We start from the raw sequence: 15488 nt of genomic DNA, 5'->3' as shown, positions 1-15488 counted from the left end.
GTGCCCGCTAGGGGCGAAATGCATCAAGGGAGGCTTGACCCACCATGGGGCTGACAGATTATCGGGCGTTGCTGATTGACTGCGATGAAGTGCTGGTGGATCGGGATTCGGGGGTGTGGGCGGCGTTGCAACCGCTGCTCGACAGCCGTGGTGGGCAGCCAACCCGGGAGGCCGTGCTGGCCGAATACGACGCGGTCGTTGCCGCGCTCTACCCGCGGTTTGCTGAGCTAGGCTTCAGTGGCGTGTTGTGTTTCGCTCATCGCCAGCTGGCTGAAAAGTGGGGCCTGCATGCCAGTTGGGAGGAGGGCATGAGCTTTGCCCGTTCCGCGGGCAATTGGTCGCTGTTCGAGGATGCGCCGGGGGCGATGCTGTACCTGCGTAAGTTTTATCGCCTGCTGGTGCGTGGCGACCGCGATGCCGAGGATCGCGGGATGTTGTGCGAGCGCCTGGGGATTGCACCGGAAGATTTCATTTCCCTGGCCGATGACCCGCAATGGCACAATCCTCAAGCCTTTGATGAGCAGCCGATTCTGCACGTGACGCGTCCGTCGGTCGGCGCAGAGCACGCGCTGGACCGCTGTTTGATCGGCCGCCAACGGGCCAGACAGCCTTCGCCTTGCGCGGCGGAGTACTGCATCAACAGCATGGCGGATCTGGTGGCGCAGCATCAGCTGTCTTTACGGCGCTGATTTTGCTAGAAGATTGTCTTACAAACGGCAGTCAAGAGGTACGCAATGGAAGGGCAAGTCAAGCTGGACCGGATCGACATCAGCATTCTGGTTGAACTGCAAAAGGACGGCCGGATGACCAATGTCAGCCTTGCCGACGCCGTGGGCCTGTCTGCCAGCCCCTGCCTGCAACGGGTCAAGCGGTTGGAGTCGGCCGGGTATATTTCCAGCTACAAGGCGCATTTGAACCTGGCCAAGATCACCGACTCGGTCACGGTATTCACCGAGATCACCCTCAGCGACCACAAACGCGAGGATTTCGCCAAGTTCGAATCCAACATCCGCCTGGTTGACGAAGTGCTCGAATGCCACCTGATCAGCGGCGGCTATGACTACCTGGTGCGCTTCATGACGCGCAGCATCCAGCACTATCAGGAAGTGGTCGAGAGTTTGCTGGACAAGAATATCGGGATTTCCAAGTACTTCAGCTACATCGTGATCAAGTCGCCGGTGCTCAAGGACGGTGTGCCGCTGCGCAAGTTGCTGCGGCACTGAATCGGGTTTGCGTGGGCTGTACTCGGTTAACAGTGTGGGAGCAAGCCCGCTCCCACAGTTTTTGCTCTGCGGTGTGTCACATGCCCGCGCTACTTGTCGGTGCGCGCATCCAGGGTCTTCTGATGCTCCGCCAGAAACGGCTGTTCCGCCGGATCAAAGCGGTCGATCCCGGCGGTAAAACGATGCCAGTACGGGTACAACGGCTGGCGACGCGTCACCGCCTCGATGCGCAAAGACTGCTCTTCGGTGAGTTTCAGTTCAGTCGCCGCAAGGTTGTCACGCAGGTGCTCTTCGGTGCGCGCGCCGACAATCAGCGAGGTGATCCCCGGTCGATCCTTGAGCCATGCCAGGCACGTGCGGGCAACCGAGACGCCGTGTTCATCACCGACAGCCGCGAGGGTTTCAATAATGTCCAGGGCGCGCTCCTGGTCGTGCACATAAGGTTCCGGCCAATCGCTGCCCTGACGGGTGTTGGCAGGCGGTTTTTGCCCGCGACGGGTGGAACCGGTCAGCAAACCCTCGCCCATCGGGCCCCATACCAGGGTGCCCACCGACTGATCCAGCGCCAGTGGCAGCAACTCATACTCGGCTTCGCGGGATTCCGGGGTGTAGTAGATCTGCTGGGTGATGGGCTTGAGCATGCCGTGCAGCTCGGCCTTGCCCAGGGTTTTCATCATCTGCCAGGCGGTGAAGTTGCTGGTGCCGAAGTAGCGGATTTTGCCCGAGCCCACCAGCAACCGCAGCGCTTCGAGGGTTTCCTCGATGGGCGTCATACCGTCCCAATTGTGCAATTGGTAAAGGTCGATATGGTCGGTACCCAAGCGTTTTAAACTGGCCTCGCACGCACGGATCAAGTGATAGCGCGAGGAACCGGAGTTGTTCGGGTTCTTGTCCACGGGGCTGCGGCCCTTAGTGGCCAGGAGGATGTCGTGGCGCTTGTCGCCCAGGGCTTTACCGACCACTTTTTCGGCCAGCCCGTGGGAGTAAAGATCGGCGGTGTCGACCATGTTCACACCCGCGTCGAACGCGATATCGAACATGCGCTTGGCCTGGGGCACGTCCACCGATCCGCATTTTTCAAACTCTGCGCGACCGCCAAAAGGCACGGTGCCCAGGATGATTTCGGACACCAGCAGGCCGGAATGGCCCAGTTGTCGGTATTGCATGTTGCCTCCTACTAAACGTTGCACGTGAAGGTGTGAACGACGTGGATGGCGATAGTTTGAATTTTTTCATGAAAAAATCGTGCGTCTGCATCTGTGGTGTTGGCTGGAATTCGGTCTTGGCTACGGGCGCAATTTCAGCAGTGACGAAGATCCCCTGTGGGAGCTGTCGAGCCCCAGCGAGGCTGCGAAGGCGGCAGTACTGCAAGCATGTTCGTCGCCTGACACTCCGCTTTCGCAGCCTCGCTAAAGCTCGACAGCTCCCACAGGGGATCAGTGTTGTTGGGAGGCCTGCATTCCTGGATCAGGCACGCCGAAATCCAACACCACCTTCATCGCCTGCGTCTTGTCCGCTGCCAGTTCAAACGCCTGCGCCGCCTGCTCAAATGGCACCGTATGGGATATCACGGGGCGCACGTCGATGATCCGGCGGTTGAGCAAGTCCACCGCCTGGGCGAATTCCGGGTGGAAGCGGAAGGTGCCGCGCAGGTCGATCTCGCGGCTCACCAGCAGATTGAGCGGCAGCGACACGTCGCCGCCCAAGCCCACGGTGACCAGCACGCCTCGCGGCGCGATGCATTCCAGGCCGTTGCGCAGGGCCTGGGCGCTGCCGGAGACTTCGAACATGACGTCGAAATAGCCTTTTTCAGTGGTGTAGCGTTTGAGCGCATCAGCACCGCTGGCGAGGTTGTGGGTGCGCGTGGCACCCATTTTTTCAGCGCAGGCGAGGGCGCTGGTGGACAGGTCTACGGCGACAATTTCAGCGGCTCCAGCAGCGCGCAGGCTACCGATCAACAGGTTGCCGATGGGACCGCAGCCGGTCACCAGCACGCGCTTGCCGAACACCGCGCCGGCCCGTTGGATCGCGTGCAAACCCACCGACAAGGGTTCGGCCAACGCACCTTCGGCCAGGCTGACATCATCGGCCAGCAGATGGGCTTGGTGGGTCTCGATCACCAGGCTTTGGCGAAACGCGCCCTGGATATGCGGGAAAGGCATGGCGCTGCCGTAGAAGCGCATGTTCAGGCAATGGTTGGGCAAACCCTGATGACAGTAACGGCAACCGCCGCAGGGTCGCGACGGGGACACCGCCACGCGTTGCCCTACCTTGAACAACCCGGCATCGCTGCCCACCGCGTCGATCACCGCCGACACTTCATGGCCGAGCACCATCGGCTCGCGCAGACGCACGGTGCCGAAGCCGCCGTGCTGGTAGTAGTGCAAATCGGAGCCGCAGATACCGCCCCGTGCGATGCGTACCCGCAGTTGGGCGGGGGCGAGGGTCTGTGGTTCGTCCAGGCGGTCGACTCGCAAGTCTTTCGAGGCATGGCAGACAATGGCGTGCATACAATTCTCCAGGGTTACAGCGACGCGGTGATGCCACCGTCGACGTAAAGAATATGACCGTTGACGAAGCTGGCGGCGTCACTGGCGAGGAATACGGCGGCGCCGGCCAGCTCGTCCACCTCACCCCAGCGGCGGCTGGGTGTGCGTTGCACCAGCCAGTCGCTGAATTCCGGATTGGCGACCAGATTGGCGTTCAGATCGGTCTTGAAATACCCAGGCCCGATCCCGTTGACCGTCAGCCCATGGGGGCCCCAATCGATGGCCATGCCCTTGGTAAGCATTTTCAGCGCGCCCTTGCTCGCCGCGTACGGCGCAATACCCGGGCGGCCCAACTCACTTTGCACCGAGCAGATATTAATGATGCGCCCACGCTTGCGCGGGATCATCGCCCGCGCCACGGCCTGGCCGACCAAAAAGGCGCTGTCGAGGTTGGTGCTGATCAGTTCGCGCCAGTGCTGCTCGCTGTAGTCTTCCAACGGCCCACGGCGTTGCATGCCGGCGTTGTTCACCAGGATATCCAGCGGGCCGAGGCGTTCTTCGATGTTCGCTACGGCGGCCTGGATGGCCGCGCTGTCGGTCACATCAAACGCCTGTGTGTGCACGTCGAGGCCTTCCAGCGTCAACAGTGCGGCGGTGTCGCGCAAGGTACTGCGGTTGCGCCCGTTGAGCACCACCCGCGCACCGGCCTGGGCCAGGCCGCGGGCGATCGCCAGGCCGATACCGGCGCTGGAGCCAGTGACCAGCGCAAGCCGGCCATCCAGGCGAAAGTGGTCTAAAACGTTGTGCATGGGGCCGTTGCTCCTGGCGCGCTCATTGTTATAAGCAAAATCCGATGATGTCCTGCTTGGTTGGCCTAAGTTCACTCCGGTACAGGCAGTGGGTCCAATGTTCATTTATGATCGGGTGATCAACATTTGTGATAACCGGGGAGGCCTGATGGAGCTAAAGCACTTGCGCGCCTTTGTGGTGCTCGCCCAGGAGCTGCATTTCGGCAGGGCGGCGGCGCAGCTGTCGATTGTGCAACCGGCGTTGAGCATGCAGATCAAATTGCTGGAAAGTGGCCTGGGCGTACGCCTGCTGGATCGCAATCGCCATTCGGTGACCCTGACCGATGCGGGTCGCGTGTTTCTGCCTGAGGCCCAGGCCACTTTGCATCAGGCGGCGCGTGCAGCGGATGCGGCGCGGGCGTCCAATCGCGGCGAAATCGGCCGGGTGCGCCTGGGGTTTGTGTCGTCGGTGCTGCCGCAGCTGTTGCCGGAATTGATTCGCACGGTGCACCAGCGATACCCGCGTATCGAGCTGGAGCTCAAGGACATGCCCGGGCCCGACCAGGCTGCCGCGCTGAAGAACGGCCTGCTGGACTTCGGCCTGATGCGCCTGCCCGCCAGTCACCCCGGCGTACAGACCCGTGCGGTGTTGCACGAGCATTTCTGTGTGGCGTTGCCGATGGATCATCCCTTGGCATTGAAAACGTCGATCCACCCCACCGATCTGCTCCGGGTGCCGGTGTACATTCTCGCGCGACGCTATGCGCCGGGTTTCTACGACGAATTTATCCAAGCCGTGGGCATGCCCCTGGAGATCGCTTCTGAGCTGGGCGAATTTACCACCATGCTCGCGCTGGTCTCCGCGGGGCTGGGTGTTGGGGTGCTGCCGCAGCAGGCGGCACGGGCGCTGCCGTCCAATTGCGTGTCGCGGCATATGGAGCTGGGCGCCTTTCAGGCCACTACTGGTTTGGCTTGGACCGAGCTGGACAGCGCGGTGAAGACCACCTTGTTCAACCTGATCGTGGAATTGTCCGGCGAGTGATTGTTTCGCCAGATGAAATGCTGGATTGTAAATCCTGGTGATTCCAACGCTCGGGGCAGGGGTAGAACATGCAGAGCGTCGACCCCATTCTTCTGGAGCTTCTCATGATCAAACTCTACGGTTTCCCGTTGTCCGGCCACTCCCACCGGGTCGAGCTGATGCTGTCCCTGCTGGGGCTGCCCACCGACTACATCCTCGTGGACCTCAAGCAAGGCGCCCACAAAGCCCCCGACTTTATTGCCAAGGTCAACAGCTTCGGCCAAGTGCCAGCGATTGATGACAACGGCACTGTGTTGGCCGATTCCAACGCAATCCTGGTCTACCTGGCGACCCAATACGGCAACGGAAAATGGCTGCCGAGCGACCCCCGGGGGCAGGCCCGCGTGCAGCGTTGGCTTTCGGCCGCCGCCGGTCAACTTCACGCCGGGCCCGCCACCGCACGCCTGGCCCTCGTGTTTGGTGCCGAGGTCGACACTGTCACTGCCATTACCAAATCCCACGCTTTGCTGACGTTGATCGAAGCGCAACTGAGCCAAAGCCGGTTCCTGGCCAGTGAGCAACCGACCATTGCCGATATCGCCTTTTACACCTACGTGTCCCACGCGCCGGAAGGCAATGTATCGCTGGCCGACTACCCTCATGTGCGTGCCTGGCTCGCGAGCATCGAGGCGTTGCCGGGCTTTGTCGGCATGCCGCGCACGGCGGTAGGTTTGCAGTCACAGTAACGTTCAAGAGGGCCACCGATGGATCGATTTCATGAAATGCAGGTGTTCCTGGCGGTGGCCGAGGAGGAGGGCTTTGCCGCCGCCGCGCGCCGCCTGAAAACCTCACCCCCGAGCGTGACCCGGGCCATCGCCGCGATGGAGGCGCGCATCGGCACTCAACTGCTGGCGCGCACCACCCGCAGCCTGCACCTGACTGAAGCCGGCCAGGGTTACCTGGAAGATTGTCGGCGCATCCTGGCGGAACTCAATGAAGCCGAGGAAGCGGCGGCGGGCAGTTATTCCATCCCTTGTGGCCACCTGACGGTGACCGCGCCGGTGCTATTTGGCGAGCTGTATGTGGCGCCGGTGCTGGGGGAGTACCTCGACCGGTTTCCCTTGGTCAACATCAACGCCTTGCTGGTCGACCGCGTGGTCAACATGACCGACGAAGGCGTCGATGTGGCGGTGCGTATTGGCGATCTGCACGAGCCGGGGCAACAGGCGATCAAGGTCGGCGAAGTGCGTCGGGTGGTGTGTGCAGCGCCGGCCTATCTCGACCGGCACGGGCGGCCCCGGCATCCGACGCACTTGCGTGAGGCCAAGATTGCCACGTCGTCGTCCAGCCAATTGGTGAGCGAGTGGAATTTTGTCGACGCGGATCAGCCGCTGACGGTGCCTATTGAGCCGCGCCTGGTCGTCTCGGCGAACAATGCCGCGATCAACCTGGCGAGGCTGGGCTGGGGCATGACGCGGGTGCTGTCCTATCAAGTCGCAGCCTCGGTGGCCGCCGGGGAGCTGGAAATTGTTCTGGAAGCCTTCGAACCGGCCCCCTTGCCCATCCAGGTGGTGTTCCAGAAAAGCGGCCGCGTGCCTGCCAAGATCAACACCTTTGTCGACTTTCTCAGCCATCGCCTGAGCCAGGACGCCGCCCTGAACCCGGCGATGAAACGGCGCAGCTGATGGAGCGTTATCGCGATATGCAACTGTTCGCCGCGCTGGCCGGACAACCGAGCCTGGCCTCGGCAGCGCGGGATGCGCAGGTGTCGGGGCCGACCCTGGTGCGGGCGATTGCACGCCTGGAAGCGCGTTTGCGCGTGCCGTTGCTTGAGCGCAGTACGCGCGGCGTTAGCCTGACCGACGCCGGCAGCGCCTACCTGGCCGACTGCGTGCGCCTGATCACCGCCGTGGACGCCGCCGAAGCGTCAGCCAAAGGGTTGCATGTGCAGGCCGAGGGCAATCTGCGGGTGTTTTTGCCATTCCTGTTCAGCCGCTATGTGATGGCGCCGGTGTTGGCCGACTACATGGACCGCTACCCTGAGGTGCGCGTCGTCGCTCATTACCATGACTATTACCCGAACCTGCATGAAGAGGGACTGGATGTGGCGATCCTCGTCGGCGAACTGCCCAGCTCATCGTTGATTGCACGGCCGGTGGGGCGGGTGCGGCATATCCTTTGTGCCAGTCCCGATTACCTTGTGGCCCACGGCGAACCCCTGCACCCGGATGACCTCAAGCAACATCGGCTGATTGCCAGCGCCGCTCAGGTGTATTGGGATTTCCATGGCTATCAGCTCAAGACCCGCGCGCGCCTGAGCTGCGCCACGGTGCAGGGCACGATCAATGCGGCCGTGCATGGGGCGGGGCTGATTCGCTGCCTGAGCTATCCGGTTCACGAGCATCTGCTCAAGGGTCACCTGCGGCAGGTGTTGCCGGGCTACGAACCGCCGCCGCTGCCCGTGCACGTGGTGTATCGCGAAGGCCGCAATGCACCGATGCGTGTGCGCAGTTTTGTCGATCACTGCGTGACAGCGCTGCGCGAGCATCCAGCCTTTCAGCTGGCGTAATAGTGGATTGCCCGGCGTGGTTATTCCCTCGGTGGCTGGCAGGGCGCAGCATCGAGGTATCCAACATGAGGTGCTCGCCATGAACCTGATCGAACAAAGTCCCTGGCATGCTGGCGAACGGCAGATGCAAGCTGCGGTTGGCGTGGCCGAACGCATGGCCGTGATCGGGCCCAAGGTGATTCGTGATCACCTGCCGGAGCAGCATCGTGATTTCTATCCCTTGTTGCCTTACCTGATGCTGGGCGCGGTGGACGAGCAGGGCATTCCCTGGGCGACGATGGTGGAAGGGGCGCCGGGCTTTGCCCACTCGCCAGACCCACAGACCTTGCAGATCGACAGCCTGCCGTCTGCGGGCGATCCGGCCCGTAACGCCTTGCTCAACGGCGCGTCGGTGGGCGTGCTGGGCATCGACCTCAGCACCCGCCGTCGCAACCGCATGAATGGGCGAATCAGCAGGCTCGATCACGAGGGTTTTTCGGTCGACGTGGTGCACACCTTCGGCAATTGCCCCAAGTACATCCAACGGCGGCCGGTCGATTCCATCGCGCGCAAGCCCGGCACGCAGGTGGAACGCTTCAATGACCTGGACGACGCGGCACAAACGATGATCCGCGACGCCGACACGTTTTTCGTCGCCAGCTACGTGGACCTGGACGGCCAACGCTCGGTGGACGTCTCCCATCGCGGCGGTAACACCGGCTTTGTGCGGGTTGAAGGCAACGTACTGACCATCCCCGACTTCGCCGGCAACCTGTTCTTCAACACCCTGGGCAACTTGCAGAGGAACCCGGTGGCGGGGTTGCTGTTTTTCGATTTTGCCTCGGGGGATGTGTTGCAGGTTGCCGGGCGGACTTCGCTGATCCTCGACGGCCCGCAAGTGGCCTTGTTTGAAGGCGCCCAGCGCTTGTGGACAGTGACCGTCGAACACGTGGTCCGCCGCCCGGCGGCGTTGGCGCTGAGGTGGCAGTTCGCGGAATTTTCGCCGTTCAGTCTGGCGATGGGGCGCTGGTAGGCGGGGTTGTGGAGTAGGTCGCGTTGGGGAACAACTGATTGGTCATCTCGATGATTTCCCATCGGCGCGCCGCCCCTGTAGTGAGCGGGCTTGCCCCGCGCTGGGTGGCGAAGCCGCCCCAAACCGGATCGCCGCAGTGTGTCAGTGAATCTTGCGGCGCCTGGGTTAGGGCGGCTTCGCCACCCAGCGCGGGGCAAGCCCGCTCACTACATGCGCTGTCAGAGCCAGGCAGCATCCCACAGTGAGTAATCGCCTACCCGCTCAACCAGGCCTGCTCGCAACGGGTTAGCCACCATGTAGCGCGCCATCGTACGAATATCATCCTCTACACGCACAGCCCTATCGTAATAACCAGGTTGCCAGACGCGTTCCTTGCTTCTGCGACGCCTGTTAATCGTCAGCGTACTGCGTGACTTGATGCGCCGGACAACGTCGGCCAACGTCTGCTGTTTCAACTCAAACAGCCAATGAATATGGTCAGGCATAATTACCCATGCCGTGGAATCGACCAACCCAAGTTCATGAACTTGTCGGAACTCGGCAACCAGCAGGCGACCCAGGAACAGGTCGGCGAACAAACGCTGGCGGTGGTGAACGACGATGGTAATGAGATAGCTACGTCCGTGTTCTGAGTAGCGACCGTGACGCAGGCGATGTGTTTGAGGTTTTGGGCGCAATCCGTTGCTCCTGGAATAGTGCTTAGGAACATTAACGCTAGCTCGCGATTTACAGTGAACCTCCGCGATTTGGTCACTGAATATTTGTAGTGAGCGGGCTTGCCCCGCGCTGGGGGGCGAAGCCGCCCCAAAACGGATCCCCGCGGTGTGTCAGGTGAGTTTTGCGTTGCCTTGTTTGGGGCGGCTTCGCCCCCCAGCGCGGGGCGAGCCCGCTCACTACAAGGGTCCCGGGCACGATGGTTGAAATGTTGCCAGATGTTGAATCACCAGATTGCGCCAACCCAGTGCGTTAGCCTTGTTTTCCCACCGACAACAAGGACTCGTCATGCTGCGAAAAGTCATCAATCCCACAACCGTGTTCAACTCCCTGCAATACGGCTTCAGCCAGGCCCTCGAAGTGCCGGAAGGCCGGCGCATCCTGCTTTCCGGTCAGGTGGGCGTGGATGCCCAGGAACGTAGTGTCGGCCCTGGCATCGCTGAGCAGACCGCGACCGCCCTCGACAATATTGAAAAGGTTCTGGCCGAGGTCGGCGGTGATCTATCCCATGTGGTGATATTGCGGCTGTATATCGTCGAGTCCGCCCGTGATCAGCAGGAGCCGATTGCCCAAGCGCTGCGTGAGCGCTTCCCGCACAACCCACCGCCGTCTTCGTGGATCATCGTCAGTGGGTTGTCATTGCCGGAATGGTTGATCGAGATCGAGGCTGAGGCTGTGATTCCTTTCAGTTAAGCGATCACTCTTTTGAGCACACGAGGCTCAAAGGTGGGAGCTCAATACCGAATCATCACCGATTTAAGCTCGGTGTAATCCTCGATAAACGCACTGCCAAATTCTCGCCCAACCCCCGAAGACCGACTGCCCCCAAACGGCACCGCTGGGTCGAGCAAGGTGTGCATGTTCACCCACACGGTGCCGGCATGGATGGCCGGCACCATGCGCAGGGCTTTGCCGAGGTCGTTGGTCCACAGGCTGGCGCTGAGACCGTAAGGGCCGTTGTTCATCAGGGCGAGCAGTTCTTCTTCGCTGTCGTAGGGCAGGAAGGTGGCGATGGGGCCGAAGGTTTCTTCGTTGAGCAGGGTGTCGTTGATGCTGTTGGCAAGGATCACCGTGGGCTCGACGTAGCAGCCGGGGCGGTCGATGAGGGTACCGCCGTGGATGATCGTGTTGTTTTCGGCGCGGGCCTGGGTGAAGTAGCCGAGCAGTTTGAGTTGGTGCTGATGGTGGGTGACCGGGCCGAATTCGGTGTGTTCGTCCAGCGGCGAGCCGATGTTCAGGCGACTGAGGCGAAGTTTGAGTTTCTCCAGCACTGCGTCAATCTGTGAGCGGTGCACGAAGAAGCGTTCGGCCGCTGCGCAGATTTGCCCGGAGTGCAAAAAGCCCGCTTCGATAATGCCGTCCACCGCCTTGTCCACGTCCACGTCGCGCAGGAAACCCGCGGCGTTCTTGCCGCCCAGTTCCAGCGTTGCGCGGGTCAGGCCGGCGCCCATGGCGCTGCGGCCGACGGCGATGCCGGTGGGCACGGAACCGGTGAACGACACTTTGTGAGTGCCGGGGTGTTCCACCAGGCCTTTGCCGACATGGCCGCCACCGGTGAGCACGTTGAGCACGCCGGCCGGCAACCCGGCTTCGATGGCCAGCTCGGCAATGCGCAGGAGAGTCAGCGGGGTGAATTCGCTGGGCTTGATGATGATGCTGCAGCCAGTCACCAACGCCGAGGCGAGTTTCCAGATGGCGATCATGGTGGAAAAATTCCACGGCACGATGCCCACCACCACGCCCACCGGTTCGCGCAGAGTGAACGCGGTGTAGCGCTCGCCGTTGAACGAGGGCAGCGAAGGGGTAAGGGTCTGGCCGCTGAGCTTGGTCGCCCAGCCCGCGTAATACCGCAGGAAATGCGCGGCCTGGTCGACTTCGAAGGCGCGGGAAATCTGGATGATCTTGCCCGACTGGCAGGTCTCGATCTGCGCCAGTTCTTCGCGGTTGCGTTCCAGCAGGTCGGCGAGTTTGAGCAGCACATTGCCCCGCGTCGCCGGAGCGGCTTGCGACCAGCGCTGAAAGCCCCGGTTGGCAGAATCCACTGCCGCATCGATGTCCGCCAGGTCCGCATCGGCCACTTGGGCGATCACCTGCCCCGTCGCCGGGTTGGTCACGGCGAGGGTCTGGCTGGAATGGCTGCGCACGGTGACGCCATCGATAAACAGCCCATGGGGTCGACGCAGGAAAGCTTCGACTTGAGGCAGCAGCGGGATATCACTCATGGCAGGTTCCTGGCAGTTCTGAGAAAACCCGAGGGTAACCAACGGTGGGCAGGGTCGCTTGACTGTGCCTGCCGCACGCTATGTCTGTGCCTGCCACCCTATGAAAAGTACAATCTTGCCTGCGGAACGTGCATTTCCCATCCGCGTGTCCCATTTGATACTCGCCCTGCATCAGGCGCCGCTCCTCAAACCGGAGCGCCTGCCGGACTCCCAATAATAAGCAGGGCCCTCCATGAAAAAGCCAAACCCGCTGCTCGAAGACCTCAAGCCTCTCTTGCCGACCATCGCCGCGAATGCCACGCGGGCCGAACAGATGCGCCAGGTGCCGGATGAAAATATCGCCTTGCTCAGAAGCATCGGCCTGCACCGCGCGTTTCAACCCAAGGCGTTTGGTGGCCTGGAACTGTCGCTGCCCGAGTTCGCCGACTGCATTGCTTCTCTCGCCGGCAGTTGCGCCAGCACTGCCTGGGCCATGAGCTTGTTGTGCACCCACAGCCACCAACTGGCCCTGTTTTCGGCAGAACTGCAGCAGGAAATCTGGGGCGAAAACCCGGATGCCACCGCCAGCAGCAGCATCGCGCCGTTCGGGCGCGTGGTAGAGGGCGAGGGGGGTGTGTATTTCAGCGGCGAAATGGGCTGGAGCAGCGGCTGTGACCATGGTGAATGGGCGATTGTCGGCTGCCGTCGGCAGAACGCCGAAGGCACCCAGGATTATTGTTTTGCCGTGCTGCCTCGCAGCGACTACCAGATCCGTGATGACTGGTTCGCCGCCGGTATGAAAGGCAGTGGCACCAAGACCCTGATCATCGACAACGCCTGGGTGCCCGAGCACCGTATCCAGAAAGCCAAGGACATGATGGAAGGCAGGTCCGCAGGCTTTGGCCTTTACCCCGACAGCCAGATTTTCTACGCGCCGTACCGGCCGTATTTCGCCAGTGGTTTTTCCACCGTCAGCCTTGGCGTGGCCGAACGCATGTTGGAGGTGTTCCGCGAAAAAACCAAAACTCGCGTGCGCGCCTACACCGGTGCCGCCGTCGGTGCTGCAACACCGGCATTGATGCGTCTGGCCGAATCCACCCACCAGGTGGCCGCCGCCCGCGCGTTTCTGGAAAAAACCTGGCAGGACCACGCCGAACACAGCGCCGCGCACCGTTACCCGAGCCGCGAAACCCTGGCGTTCTGGCGCACCAACCAGGCTTACGCGACCAAAATGTGCATCGAGGCTGTGGACCGGTTGTTCGCCGCAGCTGGCGGTAATGCCTGGTTTGAACACAACGAAATGCAGCGCCTGTTCCGTGATTCCCATATGACAGGCGCCCATGCCTACACCGACTACGACGTCTGCGCTCAGATCCTCGGCCGTGAGCTGATGGGCCTGGAGCCGGACCCAAGCATGGTGTGACACGTTCTTCCTCAACAACAATCAGGGCGCCCGTTCGAGGACGCCTGGGAGTCTTGCATGTCTGACAGCAGCGTTTTCGACCCACGGGCGTTTCGCCGTGCCTTGGGTAACTTCGCCACCGGGGTGACCGTGGTCACCGCCGCCACCGCGTCCGGGCGCAAGGTGGGCGTGACCGCCAACAGTTTCAACTCGGTGTCCCTCGACCCGCCGCTGGTGCTGTGGAGCATCGACAAACGCTCCAACAGCCACGAAGTATTCGAGGAGGCCAGCCACTTTGCGGTGAACGTGCTGGCGGCAGACCAGGTGCACCTGTCCAACAACTTTGCGCGCCCGCGTGAGGACCGCTTTGCCCTGGTCGAATATGAACCGGGGGAGGGTGGCTCACCGGTGTTCGCCGATTGCTCGGCGCGGTTTCATTGTGAGAAATACCAGCAGCTGGACGGTGGTGATCATTGGATCATGATCGGCAAGGTGGTGGCCTTTGATGACTTCGGCCGGGCGCCACTGCTCTACCATCAAGGGGCGTATGCCGAGGTCCAGGCGCTGCGTCCGTGCGCGCCCGAGACGATTCAGAACGGCACGGCGACCACTAACTGACTGTAGACGTTAGTGCCGTTGCCACCGACCTGGTTGCCACCGGTCTCTGCATCCTTATTCGGTTTGTAGAGGCCGAGCAGCGGCGTGATGATCAGGTGCTCGTTCACCGCCCACTCGACGTACAGGTCCAGCTCGCGGCCATCCAGGTTCAGTTGGCCACGGGTGCTGACGGTGTTGTAGTCGAAAAACAGCGCACCGAGGGTGACGTTCTCCAGCGGCTTGACCTTGAACGCCACGTGTTGCACCGCTGTATTGGTGTTGTACGGGCCGGAGTAATTGCCCGTCACTTCACCCTGCACCCAGGTGCCGTAGCCACGGTTGAAGCCGGCGAACATCGCGTCCCAGTTTTTTGAATAGCGCGCGTAACGGTAGGTCAGGTCCGGTGACCAGGGAAGGTCGGCGAAGGTGTAGCCGGCTTCGGCGTAGCCGGCGTTTTCCTGGCTGTCACGGCGGTCCTGGCGAGCCAGTTCAAACGCGAAATGCGCGTTGTCGATCCCTGCGTTACCCGCACCGCGCAGGCTGTAGAGGTTCATGCCTTTGCGCTGGCGTTGTACGTCACTGGCGAAGCGTTCATCCACATCGACCCCGTGAAGATAGGTCAGCCCCAGGGTGCCCGGCGCGGCGCTGTATTCCAGGGTGCCGACGGCCATTTCGGTCATGGCCTGGGCGGGGTTGTCAGATTTGATCCACATCAGGCTGCCGTGCACGCCATCCTTGCCCCCCAGGCGGACCACGGCGGTCTTGTCGAAGGCATGGCGTGCGGCGATGTAATAGGCGCCGCCACGGTTGAATTCACCGTCTCCCACGCCCTTGCCCAGGTTGGGCCCGTCATCGTTGACGATAAAACCGTCGCCCAGCGTGATGACCTGCCGGCCAAACGACAGGTCCACGCCATCCTTGCCCAGCACCGGGAACAGGTCGCCGGAGCGCCAGCCGGCAAAGGCTTCGTCAAACTTGGTGGTGCGCTCCTTGCCCGTGGTGACCCCAGACGCATCACCATCGCCCCAAGTCCCGGAACTCACCAGGTTGGCCGTGCCGTACACACCGCCAAAGGTGCCCAGGATTTGCTCCACGCTCAGGCCGTACTTGATAAAGGCCTCGCGCCAGGTGGAACCACCGCTGCGTCCATCGTAGTTCTTCGGGCTGTTGAACATCCCGTACACGGAGAGGAAGTTGCCGGTGACCTTAGTGTCTGCGTCGGCATATAACTCGACTGCCTGGACCTGGCCCACCAGCAGGGCAACGCCCAGGCCGACCGCCTGGCGCAGGCGGCGATTTTTCAGTGTGTGCTCCATTGTTATTGTCCCCAGCTTGGTTAAGAGTGAGGGCGCATTAGGGCGAGCACTGGGGGCCCAAGTCTTTTCTCTGCGTGCCAGGGAATTGACCGAGGCCGCCAAGCTTTACACGATGGCAGGGAGCAACAAAACCGGCGGCAGACAGGGGCAAGACGA

Annotated in this window: 15 protein-coding genes and 1 pseudogene; 10 read left to right on the top strand and 6 right to left on the bottom strand. The window is 61.9% G+C overall.

All coding sequences use genetic code 11. The features are described 5' to 3' along the window. The first annotated feature begins 44 nt into the window (after positions 1–44). On the top strand, positions 45–689 hold the full coding sequence (locus JBO08_RS10280; RefSeq protein WP_065880929.1) for a 2-haloalkanoic acid dehalogenase: 645 nt from the start codon (positions 45–47) through the stop codon (positions 687–689). 45 nt (positions 690–734) lie between these two features. Next, positions 735–1223, top strand: a complete 489-nt coding sequence (locus JBO08_RS10275; protein ID WP_010449292.1) for an Lrp/AsnC family transcriptional regulator — start codon at positions 735–737, stop codon at positions 1221–1223. An 89-nt stretch (positions 1224–1312) separates the two neighbouring features. Here the strand turns inward: JBO08_RS10275 and JBO08_RS10270 are convergent, their stop codons facing one another. The 3 genes from JBO08_RS10270 to JBO08_RS10260 form a co-directional block, all read right to left on the bottom strand. Further along, positions 1313–2389, bottom strand: coding sequence for an aldo/keto reductase (locus JBO08_RS10270; protein ID WP_065875938.1), 1077 nt, complete (start codon positions 2387–2389; stop codon positions 1313–1315). Positions 2390–2659: 270 nt separating this feature from the next. Then, the gene (locus JBO08_RS10265) at positions 2660–3733 is read right to left on the bottom strand and encodes an L-idonate 5-dehydrogenase (protein WP_065890695.1); all 1074 of its coding nucleotides are present in this window, start codon (positions 3731–3733) and stop codon (positions 2660–2662) included. Positions 3734–3747: 14 nt separating this feature from the next. Continuing rightward, complete coding sequence (locus JBO08_RS10260) at positions 3748–4521, bottom strand: glucose 1-dehydrogenase (protein ID WP_065875940.1); 774 nt, start codon at positions 4519–4521, stop codon at positions 3748–3750. Between the two features lie 148 nt (positions 4522–4669). Here JBO08_RS10260 and JBO08_RS10255 point away from each other — a divergent pair, with 148 nt between their 5' ends. The 5 genes from JBO08_RS10255 to JBO08_RS10235 all read left to right on the top strand — a co-directional run bounded on the left by JBO08_RS10255 (position 4670) and on the right by JBO08_RS10235 (position 9102). Continuing rightward, positions 4670–5542: a LysR family transcriptional regulator gene (locus JBO08_RS10255; protein WP_065876018.1), complete on the top strand. Its 873-nt coding sequence runs from the start codon at positions 4670–4672 to the stop codon at positions 5540–5542. Between the two features lie 104 nt (positions 5543–5646). Further along, positions 5647–6267: a glutathione S-transferase family protein gene (locus JBO08_RS10250; RefSeq protein ID WP_065875941.1), complete on the top strand. Its 621-nt coding sequence runs from the start codon at positions 5647–5649 to the stop codon at positions 6265–6267. Between the two features lie 18 nt (positions 6268–6285). Beyond that, positions 6286–7206, top strand: a complete 921-nt coding sequence (locus JBO08_RS10245; protein WP_065880931.1) for a LysR family transcriptional regulator — start codon at positions 6286–6288, stop codon at positions 7204–7206. After that, positions 7206–8090 (top strand): LysR family transcriptional regulator, encoded by an 885-nt coding sequence (locus tag JBO08_RS10240; protein ID WP_065880932.1) that lies wholly within the window; start codon positions 7206–7208, stop codon positions 8088–8090. Before JBO08_RS10245 ends, JBO08_RS10240 begins: the two co-directional genes overlap by 1 nt. 79 nt (positions 8091–8169) lie before the next feature. Beyond that, the gene (locus tag JBO08_RS10235; RefSeq protein ID WP_220075054.1) at positions 8170–9102 is read left to right on the top strand and encodes a pyridoxamine 5'-phosphate oxidase family protein; all 933 of its coding nucleotides are present in this window, start codon (positions 8170–8172) and stop codon (positions 9100–9102) included. A 218-nt stretch (positions 9103–9320) separates the two neighbouring features. Here JBO08_RS10235 and JBO08_RS10230 read toward each other — a convergent pair whose 3' ends face one another. Continuing rightward, entirely contained in the window at positions 9321–9779 is a 459-nt protein-coding gene (locus JBO08_RS10230) for an REP-associated tyrosine transposase (RefSeq protein WP_220075053.1), read from the bottom strand. A 325-nt stretch (positions 9780–10104) separates the two neighbouring features. Here JBO08_RS10230 and JBO08_RS10225 point away from each other — a divergent pair, with 325 nt between their 5' ends. Continuing rightward, entirely contained in the window at positions 10105–10509 is a 405-nt protein-coding gene (locus JBO08_RS10225) for a RidA family protein (RefSeq protein ID WP_065875946.1), read from the top strand. A gap of 41 nt (positions 10510–10550) precedes the next feature. On the opposite strand, the gene JBO08_RS10220 is transcribed toward JBO08_RS10225, so the two are convergent. Next, a complete protein-coding gene (locus tag JBO08_RS10220) occupies positions 10551–12038 on the bottom strand; it encodes an aldehyde dehydrogenase family protein (protein ID WP_065875947.1) in 1488 nt (495 codons plus the stop codon). Positions 12039–12270: 232 nt separating this feature from the next. On the opposite strand from JBO08_RS10220, the gene JBO08_RS10215 reads away from it, so the two are divergent. Together JBO08_RS10215 and JBO08_RS10210 are read left to right on the top strand one after the other, a co-directional pair. Beyond that, positions 12271–13440 carry a p-hydroxyphenylacetate 3-hydroxylase oxygenase component gene (locus JBO08_RS10215; protein WP_065875948.1) on the top strand — a complete coding sequence of 390 codons (1170 nt, stop codon included), beginning with the start codon at positions 12271–12273 and terminating at the stop codon, positions 13438–13440. A gap of 57 nt (positions 13441–13497) precedes the next feature. Beyond that, positions 13498–13977: pseudogene (locus JBO08_RS10210) on the top strand (flavin reductase family protein); the annotation flags it as partial. A gap of 32 nt (positions 13978–14009) precedes the next feature. Here the strand turns inward: JBO08_RS10210 and JBO08_RS10205 are convergent. Then, positions 14010–15332, bottom strand: coding sequence for a hypothetical protein (locus tag JBO08_RS10205; RefSeq protein WP_065875950.1), 1323 nt, complete (start codon positions 15330–15332; stop codon positions 14010–14012). Between the last annotated feature and the right edge of the window lie 156 nt (positions 15333–15488).

The organism is Pseudomonas sp. LAP_36 (assembly GCF_019456785.1).
GTDB classification, from domain to species: Bacteria; Pseudomonadota; Gammaproteobacteria; order Pseudomonadales; family Pseudomonadaceae; genus Aquipseudomonas; species Aquipseudomonas tritici.
Note: the sequence above shows the minus strand (reverse complement) of the source record. Positions and strands in the feature narration are given on the sequence as shown.